Here is a 14,340-nt window from a genome sequence, read left to right as displayed (position 1 = left end):
TAAGGACAACAAATTTAAAAAACGTTGTCAGCAACATTTGAGACGGATCTGACCTATTGGCTCAGAAAAATTAGAGACGAAAATCTCTCATAAAGAATAATTTTAAATACCACTTAAAAAATTGATTCTATGAAGATGCAAATAAAATTTGGTGTTCTTTCACTATTTTGTTTTGGGAAAGTTTTTACACAAACTATTAATACAGGAGTATTAACAATTGAACCCAATACCGATTTTTCGACTCTTTTTGCTTTTGATAATAAAGCTAATGGAGATGTTTTACACAATGGGAATTTATATCTCTACGCCGATTTTAAAAATGATGGTTTGTTTACGTATACTGACTTATCAAACGGAAAAACTTTTTTTATAGGTAATTCCAATCAAATAATAGAAGGGACCTCAATTTCGGAATTTCAGAACATAGAATTCAATAACTCCTCCAATAACGCTCCTTTTTTCTTAAAGACAACTATTGTTGTCAATAAACAGGCTTCATTTAGGAACGGAATTGTAGACGGTTCTAATGATGCGGGTAAAATGATTTTTAATGAAAATGCATTCCATTCAGAAACCAGTAATTTGAGTTTTGTTGATGGAAGGGTAGAAAAAAAAGGTACTGCTAAATTTGAGTTCCCTGTCGGAGATGATGTTTTTTACAGACCATCTATAAATGAGCTAAATAATGCTCCAAACAATATTTATACAACCGAATACTTCTTTGAAACCATCGGCAACATTCACCCTTATGCCAGCAAAGAGGATAGCATTCTTACCATAGACGAAGCTGAATATTGGAATTTAACCCAACAACAAGGAAGCGACAAAGCAGTTTTGAGTCTTACGCTTGATAAAAATACTACACCGCAGATTTTCTTTCAGGACAGTGATGTTACGCAACTTGCAATAGTGCGATGGGATGCTGCAACCTCTAAGTGGATTAATGAAAAAGGCATCACAACAGATCTTCTTACAGGAGCCGATTATACAAAATTAGTAACCACTCAGGTAAGCGGTTATGGCATTTTTACAATTGCACTAGTCAAGAAAGAAAATCCAGAACCTCCAACAGATGGAGTTACAATCTACAACGCTCTCTCACCAAATGGAGACGGTATAAATGACACTTTTCATATTAAAGGAATAAATCAATTTCCAGACAACAGGGTCGAAATTTATAATCGCTGGGGAGTAAAAGTCTACGATGCGAAATCTTACAATGAAAGCGATAAAATGTTTGACGGCTATTCTGATGGGCGCGCAACAATCAACAGAGGCGAAAAACTTCCAACAGGAACTTATTTCTATATTTTAAATTATACAAAAGGCAATAATATAATTAAAAAATCAGGTTACTTATACATCAACAATCAATAAAATTGGCTTATGGAAAAATGTTTTTACATCATGACAATATGTTTATTGGCAAGTTTTGATGCTCTGGCACAACAAGAGTCGCAATATACGCAATACATGTACAATACCATGACTTTTAATCCTGGATATACGGGTTCGAGAGAAGTAGTAAGTGCGATGGGACTATACAGGACACAATGGGTGGGACTAGATGGCGCTCCAAAAACAATCAACTTTTCAATACAAAGTCCGCTTGGTTATCATGCTAATGGCATCGGATTAGATGTAGTAAGCGAAGAAATTGGACCAACAAATAACATTGGTTTAATGATAAATTATGCTTACACGATTATTGGCAATAATGATTTACGGTTTTCTTTTGGTATTTCTGCTGGTTTCAACAATTACGAAGTTAATTACAATGAATTGAACGTCGAAAATCCAGATCAATTTCTGTACGGACAGCAATCTGAATTTTTGCCCAATATCGGAGCAGGATTCTATCTGCACACCTACAAATGGTATTTGGGAGTATCTGTGCCAAAATTGCTTAAAACTAATTATTACGACGATGTGGCCTCGACAGTATATTCTTCTAATGCACATTTTTATGGCATAGCTGGATATGTATTTGATCTTAATCCAAATCTGAAGTTTAAGCCTGCTGTTTTAGTCAAAGTAGTAGAGGGCGCTCCTATAGCGGTAGATTTGTCGGCTAATTTGCTAATAAATAGCAAATTTACTTTAGGAGCAGCTTATAGATGGAGTGCCAGTATAAGTGCTTTGGCAGGTTTTCAGGCTACCGATAATATCCAGATTGGTTATGCTTATGATTATGAGACTACGAACTTGGGGAATTATAACTCAGGAACACATGAAATCTTCTTAAGATTTGATTTTTTCAATAAGTCAAGCAAGCGAATGATTAATCCAAGATTCTTTTAGATAATTATTAAAAAGGTTATTTATGAATAAGCATTTTCTGTTTTGGATTTTTTGGTTTAGTGTAAGTGCCCTTGCGCAAGATAGATTGGTCAATAAGGCCGAAAGGAATTATGAGCAGAAGGCCTATGCGTATGTGAGCTCTAATGATTTGCTTGATAAATTAATTCAGAAAAAATTTAATTCGTCAGGAATATATGCAAAGCTTGGAGATTCGTATTACTTTAATGCAGATTATAAAAATGCATTAAAGGCGTACAATCAAATAAATAACTTAAAGGACGATTATGTTTTGACGAACGAGCAATTATTTCGTTATGCACAATGCCTGAAATCTAACGGTCAGTTTGAGGAAGCTTCAAAAGTCATAAAGATGCTAAATGATAAAGCAGGACAGGAAGCCATAAATGCAGGAACAGAGTATTTAAAAGAGATAGAAAAGCAATCTAATCGATTTACTATAAAACTGGTTAGTGTTAATTCAGATATGCCAGATTATGGAGTAACTTTTTATAAAGATAACCAAGCTTTTTTTACATCTGCACGCGATATAAATGTTTCGGAACGATTAAAAGACAGATGGAACAACAAACCTTATTTTAAGCTATATCAAGCTGTGATTACGGATGACGGAGATTTAACTGATGCTAAAATGGTCAAGGGAAAAATTAAAGCTGTTTTTCATCAATCTACTCCCGCTGTTACAAAAAACGGTAATCAGATGTATTATACCAGCAGCAATTTCCTTCAAAATAAATTTGGTGTAGATGATACGAATACCAATCGTTTAAGAATCTATCGAGCAACTTTGGTTAATGGCAAATGGACGAATATTGAAGATTTGCCATTTAACGATGATTCATTTTCTAATGCACATCCAGCTTTGCGGCCAGACGAAAAAAGCTTAATTTTTGCATCTGACAGACCCGGCACTTTTGGTCAGACAGATTTGTACGAAATTCCCATAAATGATGACGGAACTTTTGGTGAAGCCAGAAATTTAGGTGCTTCAATAAATACTATCGGTAGAGAAACATTTCCGTCAGTCTCAGCTACTGGGGAACTTTATTTTGCTTCTGATGGACATTCAGGATTAGGAGGACTAGACATTTTTGAGGCCATTGGAAATTCGTTAGATAAGGATTACAAAGTTCTTAATGTCGGCAAACCGATTAATTCTCCAGCAGATGATTTTTGTTATGTCATCAATACCAAGACGCATAAAGGCTTTTTTACCTCAAACAGAACCAATGATGATCAAATTTATAGTTTTACCGAATTGGAACCCCTGAAAGTAATTTATGAAATCACTGTGATTGGAAAAGTTTACGACAAAAAGAACAATCAATTGCTTCCCAAAACTAGAATATCATTAGTTGATGCAAATCGAGAAAAAAGGGATGAATATTATACGGACGATGCAGGTGAATATCTCATAAAAGTTCCTGTTGGAGATTATTTCTTAACTTACAATAAAATCGGATATCAGCAAGGATTTGAGAATGTTAGAATTAGCAATACGCAAAAAGACCAGATTATTGAAATTGACAAATACCTCGAAACAGATTCAGATGCAAATAAAATCCAAACACAAGGTGATAAAATAATTACAGATGGGTCTGATTTAACAAACAAGTTAGATTTAGAGCCTATTTATTTCGATTTTACTGATTCTAGGATAAAAAGAAGCTCTAAAAACGAGCTAAATAAAGTTTTTGAGGTTTTAGAATTTTATCCATCAATGACAGTCGATGTCAGGTCTCACACAGACAGCCGAGGAAGTAAAGAATTTAATTTAAAATTATCTGAAAGAAGAGCAAAAGCAACTATTGAGTATCTTGTAAATAAAGGTATAAAACCAAGCAGAATTACGGGCAGAGGCTATGGCGAAACACAGTTGATAAACAAATGCAAAGATGGCATAAAGTGCTCTAGTCAAGAACATCAGCTAAATAGGCGTTCAGAGTTTGTTATAAGCTTGAATAACAAATAACATTTAGCAACGTCATGATTGTTAAAATAAAATGAGGTATTACTTTTATAATAATACCTCATTTTGATAAAACATAAGATTGTTTTTATACCGTTTGGTCATCTATAGTTGCTTCTGGAGCATTTTTCTTGACAGATTCGATTCCGTTTTCTCTTGCCGACACACTTTCGTACATTTCGCTTGAACCTATAATCTGGCCGTTTCCAGCCTTTAAATTGAAGTACGGTTTTCCACTTTTAGACTCTAATCTATCATAACGATCATCGTCTGGAGCATTTTTCTTTACAGATTCGATACCATTATTGCATGCTGCTTTTGTAGTGTAGCCTTCGCTTGTTAAAATCGTCTGACCATTACCAGCTTTTAAATTGAATTGAAACTCACCGTTTGCTCTGGTAGTAATTACAAATTTTCCCATGTAGTTTGTTGTTTAAGTTAGGTACTATTATTTTGCTATAGATAAAAATACAAAACTTGGTAATACAAATCAGACATCTATTTAAAAAAATGATTATCTTAATGCTAAAAAAGAGCGTCCTAAAAAATATAAAACAGCCTTTTAGAATACAAATTAGATTCCTAAGCGGAAATCAGAAACGCTTTTTTCTTCCAGATTAATTTCCTCAAAAATACTTTGTGTGCCTTTATCCACTGGACATTGTGTGCTGATTCCCATCCAGATTTCTTTTGGGTAATTGTTTTTGTACAAACGAACCATCTGCCAATTCTTTTTATCGGTCGAATAGTAACTGGCTACTGTTTTAGTATCAGAAGAGATTTTCATGTAAACAGAAGGTATTTTGACTACATCGTGGTTGTTGTCGTCAGAGGTGCCCATGGTGCGAACGGTTACAATTCTGTGATTGCCTCTTTCGTCTTGTTCAAAACAGAATTTCTGGTAAAAACTGTCATTCACATAAATGTATAGAACACCAGCGTTATAGAGACCTTTTTCAGTAAATTCAGGAGTTACTTTTGCAGTAAGCGTAAAAGGTTTGGTGTTGTCAACTTTAGATAAAAGCATCGGCGCTGTAGTATTTGATAGTTTTCCGTCTGGATCCGAAAAGTAATCTGATTTTTCGCCAGCCTTAAAGATGATTTTCTCATCAGCTTCTTTTTTAATCAAAGTATCAGCAACATTTACAGCTTTCGTAAAATGTATGTTGGATAACTTTATATCGCATGGCTGACCATTAACAATTGCGGAGTCTTTTGAGATTTCTTCCTTCTTCATGGTTTGTGCGGTTTCATTTTTATTATTACAGCTTGATAGTACAGAAAGACCTAGAAGAATGATGGCATTGCAAAAAAATGTTTTCATAAATTGTTTTTTTTGAGATAGAATGTAATATTTTTAATTTTCCAAAAGTAAAATTGCTGCGCAAAAACAGCAATACGTAAAATTAACCAATTCTTTAAATTGCAAAACCAAACTTCAAATGTCTCAGATGCCTTCAATCGAAATCCAATTAATGACTACATTTTTAGAGCAAAAGTTTGAGGTTGACGAATCAAATGACATCGAAATGTATAAGGAATTCGTTTCCAACTATGTCAAGATTGAGCAATGTGTCGCGGTTTTGTCAGATTACCGATCCGATTGCAGTTATATTTATTCGGGTAGTTTCGGTTCTGTTTTTGGGTTGCCTAACGAAAATTCTGTTATCGATTCTGCCTTTGAAGAATGTATTTTCACTAAAATTAATGAGAATGATTTAATCGAAAGACATGTTTTGGAACTTAATTTTTATCAGTTTTTAAAAGGAATTCCGCAAGAAGAGTATAATAATTACAGCACATCGAGCCGACTTAGAATGAAAGATTCGGTCGAGAAATGCTCTTATATCAATCACAGAACTATTTATCTTAAAACTTTTAACAACGGTAGCATTTCTCTGGCTTTGTGCTTGTATTTGCCTGCAACAGATTTGCAGCCTAGAAACGGAATTGACGGAAAGATTTTCAATATTAAAACTGGAGAAGTAATCGAGGCTGAAAAATATAAAAACAACGCAGGAAATATACTTTCAAAAAGAGAAATTGAGGTTTTATCAAGCGTTGCAAAAGGCAACAAAAGCGAACAGATTGCTTCTGAAATGAATATTTCAGTGTACACCGTACGACGTCACAGACAAAATATTATCGAAAAATTGAAAGTGACCAATACGGCAGAAGCGGTTCAGACTGCTTTTGTTATGGGCATTATTGCTTCTTAAATAGACTCGTTGCGTGAAATAGCATACGATAGCTTCATTCAAGAATTAAAATCTAATTTTGAATCTGCTAAAATCCTTTTGCTTATAAATTTTTCACGCAGATTCAAACAGATTTATATCCAAGCTGATTTGATAGAATTGGAAAAAATAATTTCACCCAAGAGGTTAAGTAAGTATTTGTGCAAAGCAGTGGGTGAATAGTTTCTTCTATTTGTCGATTTGTACAGCGCATTTCTTAAATAAATTGTATTTTTATATTTCTATTAAATCGTCAGGGCACTTTGCTGGCGAAGCATTATTTTATGAAAGAAATCAGTGAAATTTTAAAATCTTATACACAGGCGAGAACATCAGGAAAAAAAACAGCTTTAGCTACCGTAGTCAAAGTTGAAGGCTCTTCTTACCGTCAACCTGGAGCGAGAATGCTGGTTACTGAAGATGGAATCCTAACTGGTGCGATTAGTGGTGGCTGTCTTGAAGGCGATGCATTGCGAAAAGCGCTTCTTTCCATAAATCAGCAACAAAACAAATTGGTCACCTATAATACCAGCAACGAAGACGATGCCGAAATTGGTTTACAGTTGGGCTGTAATGGAATTGTTCATATTTTGTTCGAATATATTGACTACGAAGCCGCTAACAATCCGATTCAGCTTTTGCGGCAATTAGAATTAGAAAGAAAAGAAGCTGTTGTAGTTACTGTTTTTTCATTAAAAAGAAATGCTTCACAGACAGGAACAAGCTTATTTTATAGAAATGATAGCCAGATTTTAAATCTCCGCAACGATGATTTTGGTTTACTTCAAGATATAAAAGAGGTTCTACAGACAAAAACTTCAATTGTAAAAAAACTTCAAGAAAAAAACGAGGACGAGGCTTTAATCGAATACATAAAACCTGCTATTTCGCTTGTAATTGCCGGAGCGGGAAATGATATTCAGCCATTAGTAAAAATAGTTGCAGTATTAGGCTGGAAAATTACCATTCAAGAAGGTCGTGCGATGCATACAACAAAAAAACGCTTTCCTAAAGCAGATAACATTTTTACGGTAAAACCAGAAGAGTTTTTAGAAAATATCGTAATTGATGATCAAACTTATTTTCTTTTGATGACTCACAATTATAAATACGATTTGGCAGTCTTAAAAGCATTAGTACAAACAAATTGTCATTATATCGGAATTCTTGGGCCAAAATCAAAATTCGATAGAATGTTAGATGATCTTTTGATGGAAGGGATTGCCGTAAACGAAGGACAATTAAAAAAAATCCATAGTCCTGTAGGATTAGATATTGGTGCTGAAACTGCAGAAGAAATTGCTTTATCGATTATTTCTGAAATCAAAGCTTTCGAATCAGAACGAACGGGGACTTCTTTAAAATTCAAGACAGGAAAAATTCATACCGAAATTCACTATGACTAAATTCCGAAATAAAACGGGTATTATAATTCTAGCGGCTGGAAATTCTTCCAGATTAGGAAGGCCAAAACAATTGCTTGAATATAAAGAATCAACTTTACTGAAAAACACCATTTCAGAAGCTTTAAAGGTCGAAAATTGCTTTGTAATAGTAGTTACAGGTTTTAATCATTATTTTATTGAAAAGAAGCATGATTTACCCGAAATAACATTTTCTTTCAATTCTGATTGGGAAAGCGGAATGTCGTCTTCAATTATAAAAGGCATTTATGAATTACTGCTTATAAATCCAGACTGTGAACAATGTATTTTGGCAGTTTGTGACCAGCCTTTTGTTACAAGTTCTGTGTTTGAAAGTTTAATTCTTGAGGCAAGTCAAACCAATAAAGGAATCGCAGCATCGGCGTATTCTGAAACTCTAGGTACGCCAGTATTGTTTCAGAAAAAATATTTTCAAGAACTTCAAGAATTAAAAGGACATGAAGGAGCCAAAAAACTCCTTAATAAATATGCAAATGATGTAGTTTCAGTTCCTTTCGAAAGAGGGAATATTGATATTGATACCGAAGAGGATTACTTTAAGTTGATTTCTTGAAAGAAGGGTAAAGTGACAAAGTAGCAGAGACACAAAGGTTTTTAAGTCTCGAAATCCTGATAAATATTGGAATCGCAAGATAAAAAAACCATAAAAAATTAGTGCCTTTGAGTCTTTGTGGCAAATACATCGTAATCGCGAGATAGAGAAAGCATAAAAAAATTAGTGCCTTTGAGTCTTTGTGGCAAATTCAGCAGCTAATTCCAAAACCCGCTCAACAGCCGTGTCAATTTCCTCAGCAGTAGTAAATCTTCCCAGACTGAAACGAATTGAACTCAAAGCCAATTCATCAGACAATCCCATGGCTTTTAAAACATGTGAAGGCTCAGAAGTCACAGCCGAACACGAGGCGCCATTTGAAACAGAAATATCTCCCAAAGCCAAAATCAGTTGTTCTGAATTTACCCCCGGAAAACAAATATTTGAAGTATTGTAAATTCGGTTTGCTGTGTTTCCATTTATGAAAGAACCTTCAAACTTCAAAAGACCTTTTTCGAGCTTTTCACGTAATAGATAAATTCTATTTTTGTCTTTTTCTAATTCATTTACAGCGATTTCTGATGCTTTACCTAAACCGATAATTCCGGGAACATTTAGGGTTCCGCTTCGTAATTTCCGTTGTTGTCCGCCTCCTACAATTTGTGGAGACAATTTTATTTTGGACTTTGCCGAAACATATAAAGCACCAATACCTTTTGGGCCATAATATTTGTGTGCCGAAAGGGTCAAAAAATCAATTCCGAGTTCTTTGACATCGACCTGAATTTTGCCTACAGCCTGAGTCGCATCACACATAAAAAGCACATTTTTGTTTTTCAGAATTTTAGAAATGGCACGACTATTTTGTATGACACCGGTTTCATTGTTAGAAAACATTCCAATAAAAACCAGAGTTTTATCTGTAATTATTTCTTCTAAAAGTTGAATGTCTAATAGTCCGTCAGCACCAATGGGCAGATAAGTGACTTCATAACCATTACTTTCCATAAAGCGGCAAGTTTCAAGAACTGCCTTATGTTCTGTTTGAATGGTGACAATATGTTTGCGATTCTGATCAGTCAGACCTTTTATTGCTAAGTTGATGGCTTCAGTAGCGCCAGAAGTAAAGACGATTTCTTTTGCATCAGCATTTATCAAATCTGCAACTTGCCAAGCGGCATTTTCAACAGCTTCTTTTACTGTCAATCCAGCCAGATGTGCTCCTGTTGAATTCGCATAGAAATCAGTAAAATAAGGAAGCATGGCATTCAAAACGCGTTCATCAACACGGGTTGTGGCATTATTATCAAGATAAATGTTTTTTAACTCTGACATAAATTGGACTTAATATTGTAAAAATACAATTTTTAAATCTCGCAAAGTCGAAGAAACGCAAAGTTTTAATTTTAAAAAATAATCCTAGTAAGTTCAATTAAGAGAAAACTAGCAAAAAACTTACATTACTTAATATGCTTTTTGTTTCCCGCAGATTTTGCAGATTGAGCAGATTTATTTGTGTCGTTAAAGATCTGAGCAGATTTTTCACCAAATCTAAAATCTGCATTATCTGCTAAATCTGCGGGAGAAAATAACAAAGCTCTGCGTACTTCACGCAACCATTGCACCTTTGAGGTGAAAGAAAAGAAAAATGTAATTATTCTAAATAAGAGTAATGTTTGAATTTCATAACTTTTTGTGATATAAGATGATTAAATTTGTTAGAATGACAAAAGTGAATTTGCTAATTTAACAAATAGACTGAATGGCTTCTAAAAAAACAAATCAGAATAAAGTAACGCCAGAAGATGTTAATTCTCGTCGCGACTTTATAAAGAAATCAGGACTTTTTACCGCTCTCGCTCTGGCACCGCCTTCATTGGTGATGGCATCAGAAAAGAAATGGGATGAAAAAATCGCAGAGTATCTAGAAACAGTGCCGCTTTCTATTGAAGTAAATGGCACAAAACACAATTTAAGTATCGAGCCGAGAACCACGCTGCTTGATTTACTTCGTGAACAATTACAGCTTACGGGAACCAAAAAAGGCTGCGATCATGGACAATGTGGAGCTTGTACCGTTCATGTAAACGGAACCCGAATTTTGTCTTGCCTATCTTTGGCAACTATGCAGCAAAATGCTCAGGTTACCACAATCGAAGGACTTTCGAAAGGCAAAAAACTGCATCCAATGCAGGAAACTTTTATCAAACACGACGGCTTTCAGTGCGGGTATTGCACTCCTGGTCAGATTATGTCCGGAATTGCCTGTATAAAAGAAGGCCACGCCAACAGCAGAGAAGAAATCAGCGAATATATGAGCGGAAATATCTGTAGATGTGGTGCTTATCATAATATTGTAGATGCTATAATCGAAGTGAAGGAAGGAGGGAAGGAAATATGAAAAACTTTCAGATAATAAAAGCCTTGTCATCTACGACGGCAGTCAACGGAAAAGCCAAAGATAATTCTTCTATGTTTATTGCAGGAGGCACCAATTTGGTCGATTTGATGAAAAAGAACATCGTGGCACCAGACAAACTAGTCGACATCAACGGGCTGGATTTAAAGAAAATAGAATTCTTAAAAGGGAAAGTTTCTATTGGTGCATTGGCCAAAAACAGTCAAGTTGCCGAAGATGCTTCTATAAAAGAAAAACATCCTTTGCTTGCATTAGCTTTAGCGGCCGGAGCTTCTCAGCAGATTCGTCATATGGCGACTGTTGGTGGCAATATGTTGCAGCGTACAAGATGTTCTTATTTTTACAATACTGATATGCCGTGCAACAAACGTGTGCCCAAAAGTGGTTGTGGTGCCATTGGCGGTTCCAACAGAATGAATGCTGTTTTTGGAGCTTCAGACAGTTGTATCGCTGTTCACCCAAGTGATATGTGTGTAGCTTTGGCTGCACTCGATGCCACAGTTTGGGTAGAAGGTCCAAAAGGAAAGCGAGAAATCGATTTTACAGATTTTCATCGACTTCCTGGAAATACGCCAGAAAAAGACAATAACTTAGAAAACAGAGAATTAATCACTTCAGTTGAAATTCCTGACAATAATTTTACTAAAAATGTTCATTATCTAAAGGTTAGAGACAGAACAAGTTATGCTTTTGCATTAGTGTCTGTGGCAGTTGCTTTGGATATTAAAAATAACACGATAAATGATGTCAGACTGGCAATGGGCGGCGTGGCACATAAACCTTGGAGATTGACCGAAACCGAAAAATTCCTAAAAGGAAAAACAATTTCAGAAGGGCTATTTAAACAAGCAGGCGATTTGTCTATGAAAGGTGCTAGAGGATATGGCGACAATGATTTTAAACTAACGCTTGGAAGAAATGCAGTAACAGAAGCACTTACAATAGCAGCATCAAAATAATTAAATTATGAGCAAGACAAGTAATATTAATAGAGTTGACGGCTTGGCTAAGGTAACAGGTTCTGCAACTTATTCAGCCGAATATAAAACTCCAGGTGTGGTGTATGCCTGCCTAGTGGGAAGTACAATTGCCAAAGGAAGAATTAAAACCATTGATACTAAAAAAGCAGAATGGGCACCAGGCGTTCTCGCTGTCATTACGCATTTGAATGTAGATAAGCCATCTGGTTACCAAAAAGCAAAAGACAAACGAAATTTCGGTCAGCCGCTTCAGATATTTAAAGATGATTCGATTTTGTATTATGACCAGCCGATTGCTTTAGTGATTGCCGATACTTTTGAACGTATGCGGTATGCTGCAAGTCTCATTAAAGCGGATTATTTTAAGGAAGAACATTCGACAGAACTTCATAAAGCTGCTGATAAAGAAAGAAAAATCGATACTGAAAAAGGAAACGACTATCATCGTGGCGTGCAGGACGGTTATAAGAATGCCGAAGTTATTTTGGAAACCGAGTATACTATTCCAACGGAAGTTCATAATCCAATGGAATTGGCCAATATTATTGCAAAATGGAATGGCAACAAACCTGTTCTATACACAAAAAGTCAAGGTGTTGAAGGCACGCGTAAAAGCGTAGCTGGAGTTTTTGGCGTTCCTGTAGAAGATGTTGAGGTACACGCAGAATATATTGGTGGTGCTTTCGGAATGGGATTGCATACTTGGCCATATGAAATTGCAGCCTTGATTGGCGCTAAAAAGTTAAATCGTCCTGTAAAATTGGTTTTGCATCGTGAACAGATGTTTACTAATGTTGGTTTTAGGCCTTATACTATTCAAAAAATGGGATTGGGTGCCACGAAAGATGGAAAACTAACAGGACTAACGCATGAAGCGGTTGCTATGACTTCGAGCTACGAAGATTTTATGGAAGGAACAGTAAACATGTCTAGATTTATTTATGATTGTGCTAATGTTTCGACACGTTATCGAATTGTGCCACTGGATACCTGCACGCCAATTTGGATGCGCGGTCCGGGAGAGGCGACGGGTTCTTTTGCTTTAGAAAGCGCAATGGATGAAATGGCATATAAACTAAATTTGGATCCGATTGAATTCAGAAAACTTAATTATGCAGAAAAAGACCAAGAACAAAACAAGCCGTGGAGCAGTAAACATCTATTAGAATGTTACGAAGCAGGAATGGAGCGTATCGGGTGGAATAATCGAAAAAATGAACCGGGTTCTCTAAAAGAAGGCAACTGGTTAGTAGGTTACGGAATGGGAACGGGTACTTTTGGAAGTTATAGAAATGCAACTTCTGTTAAAGCAAAATTTTTGGCAGACGGAAATTTAGTTTTGCAATGCAGTGTCAACGATATGGGGCCTGGTACAGCAACTATGATGACGGCTATTGGTGCTGAAATAACTGGACTTCCGACAGAGAACGTCATTATCGAAATGGGGAAAAGCGGTCTGCCAAAGGGACCAACCCAAGGAGGTTCTGCTACGACTTCATCTGTGGGTTCTGCAGTACACGATGCCTGCAATTTGCTAATAAGCAAAGTTATTGGGTTGGCAAGTCAGAATTCGACTCTTAAAGGGATTCCGATTACTGATCTGACTTTTGAAAACGGAATAATTTTTTCTAAAAAGAACAAGTCAAAATCTGTTGCTTTAGCAGCACTTTTAAGCAGCAATTCATTAGAGAATTTTGAAGCTGAAACTCTTTCGAAGGGAGCAGAGGAGGCAAAAAAATATTCAATCTATTCGTTTTCGGTTCATTTTGTAAAAGTTTTAGTGAACCCTAATTTGGGTAAAATAAGATTGGCGCACGTGGTTTCTTGCGCTGATATCGGAACTGTTATTAGTCAAAAAACTTCTGCGGGACAAATGTTTGGCGGAGCTGTTGGCGGTATCGGAATGGGATTGATGGAGGCTTTGGAAATTGACCATCGTTTTGGCCGTCCAATCAATAATAATTTTGCCGACTATCATGTTCCTGTAAATGCAGATATTGAAAAGCAGGAAGTGTTTTTTGTAAACAAAAAAGATCCAATCAGCAACCCAATGGGAACAAAAGGACTTGGCGAAACGGCTTTGGTCGGAATGGCGCCTGCAATTGCAAATGCTGTTTTTAACGCCACAGGAAAACGTGTGAGAGACTTACCAATTACTTTGGATAAGATTATAGAAACTATCGCTTAATATTTAGCCACAGATTTACGGATTAAAAAAGATTTTTTTAGCCCCGAATTGCACCAATTGACACGAATTATAAGAAAAAAAATTAGTGGAAATTTGTGTAATTCTAGGCTTCTTATTTAGCCACAGATTTACGAGATTAAATGATTTTCTTAGCCACGAATTACACCAATTGGTACGAATTTATAGGAAAAATTAGTGGAAATTAGTGTAATTCGTGGCTTACTATTTACCACAGATTTACGAGATTAAAA

At 35.8% G+C, this 14,340-nt stretch carries 12 protein-coding genes; 9 read left to right on the top strand and 3 right to left on the bottom strand.

What is annotated here, in order from left to right; translation table 11 throughout:
* Window positions 1-129: 129 nt before the first annotated feature.
* From E0W73_RS08125 to E0W73_RS08115, 3 genes are read left to right on the top strand one after another with little or no spacing between them, the layout of a single operon-like run.
* Window positions 130-1,377, top strand: coding sequence for a gliding motility-associated C-terminal domain-containing protein (locus E0W73_RS08125; RefSeq protein WP_135221586.1), 1,248 nt, complete (start codon window positions 130-132; stop codon window positions 1,375-1,377).
* A gap of 9 nt (window positions 1,378-1,386) precedes the next feature.
* Entirely contained in the window at window positions 1,387-2,301 is a 915-nt protein-coding gene (locus tag E0W73_RS08120) for a PorP/SprF family type IX secretion system membrane protein (RefSeq protein WP_135221585.1), read from the top strand.
* A 22-nt stretch (window positions 2,302-2,323) separates the two neighbouring features.
* Complete coding sequence (locus E0W73_RS08115) at window positions 2,324-4,291, top strand: OmpA family protein (protein ID WP_135221584.1); 1,968 nt, start codon at window positions 2,324-2,326, stop codon at window positions 4,289-4,291.
* Window positions 4,292-4,376: 85 nt separating this feature from the next.
* Here the strand turns inward: E0W73_RS08115 and E0W73_RS08110 are convergent, their stop codons facing one another.
* The gene (locus E0W73_RS08110) at window positions 4,377-4,709 is read right to left on the bottom strand and encodes a YegP family protein (protein ID WP_135221583.1); all 333 of its coding nucleotides are present in this window, start codon (window positions 4,707-4,709) and stop codon (window positions 4,377-4,379) included.
* 153 nt (window positions 4,710-4,862) lie between these two features.
* Entirely contained in the window at window positions 4,863-5,612 is a 750-nt protein-coding gene (locus E0W73_RS08105) for a DUF1349 domain-containing protein (protein ID WP_135221582.1), read from the bottom strand.
* A gap of 118 nt (window positions 5,613-5,730) precedes the next feature.
* Between E0W73_RS08105 and E0W73_RS08100 the strand changes: the two genes are divergently transcribed.
* The 3 genes from E0W73_RS08100 to E0W73_RS08090 all read left to right on the top strand — a co-directional run bounded on the left by E0W73_RS08100 (window position 5,731) and on the right by E0W73_RS08090 (window position 8,523).
* On the top strand, window positions 5,731-6,507 hold the full coding sequence (locus E0W73_RS08100; protein ID WP_135221581.1) for a response regulator transcription factor: 777 nt from the start codon (window positions 5,731-5,733) through the stop codon (window positions 6,505-6,507).
* 302 nt (window positions 6,508-6,809) lie between these two features.
* Window positions 6,810-7,931 (top strand): XdhC family protein, encoded by a 1,122-nt coding sequence (locus E0W73_RS08095; protein ID WP_135221580.1) that lies wholly within the window; start codon window positions 6,810-6,812, stop codon window positions 7,929-7,931.
* The gene (locus E0W73_RS08090; protein ID WP_135221579.1) at window positions 7,924-8,523 is read left to right on the top strand and encodes a nucleotidyltransferase family protein; all 600 of its coding nucleotides are present in this window, start codon (window positions 7,924-7,926) and stop codon (window positions 8,521-8,523) included. Before E0W73_RS08095 ends, E0W73_RS08090 begins: the two co-directional genes overlap by 8 nt.
* Window positions 8,524-8,685: 162 nt before the next feature.
* Here E0W73_RS08090 and E0W73_RS08085 read toward each other — a convergent pair whose 3' ends face one another.
* A complete protein-coding gene (locus E0W73_RS08085) occupies window positions 8,686-9,837 on the bottom strand; it encodes a cysteine desulfurase family protein (RefSeq protein WP_135221578.1) in 1,152 nt (383 codons plus the stop codon).
* Between the two features lie 427 nt (window positions 9,838-10,264).
* Here E0W73_RS08085 and E0W73_RS08080 point away from each other — a divergent pair, with 427 nt between their 5' ends.
* From E0W73_RS08080 to E0W73_RS08070, 3 genes are read left to right on the top strand one after another with little or no spacing between them, the layout of a single operon-like run.
* Window positions 10,265-10,903, top strand: coding sequence for a 2Fe-2S iron-sulfur cluster-binding protein (locus tag E0W73_RS08080; protein ID WP_135221577.1), 639 nt, complete (start codon window positions 10,265-10,267; stop codon window positions 10,901-10,903).
* Entirely contained in the window at window positions 10,900-11,880 is a 981-nt protein-coding gene (locus E0W73_RS08075) for an FAD binding domain-containing protein (RefSeq protein ID WP_135221576.1), read from the top strand. Before E0W73_RS08080 ends, E0W73_RS08075 begins: the two co-directional genes overlap by 4 nt.
* 7 nt (window positions 11,881-11,887) lie before the next feature.
* A complete protein-coding gene (locus E0W73_RS08070) occupies window positions 11,888-14,089 on the top strand; it encodes a xanthine dehydrogenase family protein molybdopterin-binding subunit (RefSeq protein WP_135221575.1) in 2,202 nt (733 codons plus the stop codon).
* Window positions 14,090-14,340 lie beyond the last annotated feature (251 nt).

The sequence above is a fragment of the Flavobacterium foetidum genome (assembly GCF_004634245.1).
In the GTDB taxonomy this organism is placed as follows: domain Bacteria; phylum Bacteroidota; class Bacteroidia; order Flavobacteriales; family Flavobacteriaceae; genus Flavobacterium; species Flavobacterium foetidum.
The sequence above is the reverse complement of the archived record's forward strand: the minus strand, read 5'-3'. Positions and strand labels throughout refer to the sequence as shown.

Bases quoted from the DNA above. Each gene is read 5' to 3' on its own strand.
- E0W73_RS08125 (WP_135221586.1), top strand. From the start codon at position 130: ATGAAGATGCAAATAAAATTTGGTGTTCTTTCACTATTTTGTTTTGGG.
- E0W73_RS08120 (WP_135221585.1), top strand. From the start codon at position 1,387: ATGGAAAAATGTTTTTACATCATGACAATATGTTTATTGGCAAGTTTT.
- E0W73_RS08115 (WP_135221584.1), top strand. From the start codon at position 2,324: ATGAATAAGCATTTTCTGTTTTGGATTTTTTGGTTTAGTGTAAGTGCC.
- E0W73_RS08110 (WP_135221583.1), bottom strand. From the start codon at position 4,709: ATGGGAAAATTTGTAATTACTACCAGAGCAAACGGTGAGTTTCAATTC.
- E0W73_RS08105 (WP_135221582.1), bottom strand. From the start codon at position 5,612: ATGAAAACATTTTTTTGCAATGCCATCATTCTTCTAGGTCTTTCTGTA.
- E0W73_RS08100 (WP_135221581.1), top strand. From the start codon at position 5,731: ATGTCTCAGATGCCTTCAATCGAAATCCAATTAATGACTACATTTTTA.
- E0W73_RS08095 (WP_135221580.1), top strand. From the start codon at position 6,810: ATGAAAGAAATCAGTGAAATTTTAAAATCTTATACACAGGCGAGAACA.
- E0W73_RS08090 (WP_135221579.1), top strand. From the start codon at position 7,924: ATGACTAAATTCCGAAATAAAACGGGTATTATAATTCTAGCGGCTGGA.
- E0W73_RS08085 (WP_135221578.1), bottom strand. From the start codon at position 9,837: ATGTCAGAGTTAAAAAACATTTATCTTGATAATAATGCCACAACCCGT.
- E0W73_RS08080 (WP_135221577.1), top strand. From the start codon at position 10,265: ATGGCTTCTAAAAAAACAAATCAGAATAAAGTAACGCCAGAAGATGTT.
- E0W73_RS08075 (WP_135221576.1), top strand. From the start codon at position 10,900: ATGAAAAACTTTCAGATAATAAAAGCCTTGTCATCTACGACGGCAGTC.
- E0W73_RS08070 (WP_135221575.1), top strand. From the start codon at position 11,888: ATGAGCAAGACAAGTAATATTAATAGAGTTGACGGCTTGGCTAAGGTA.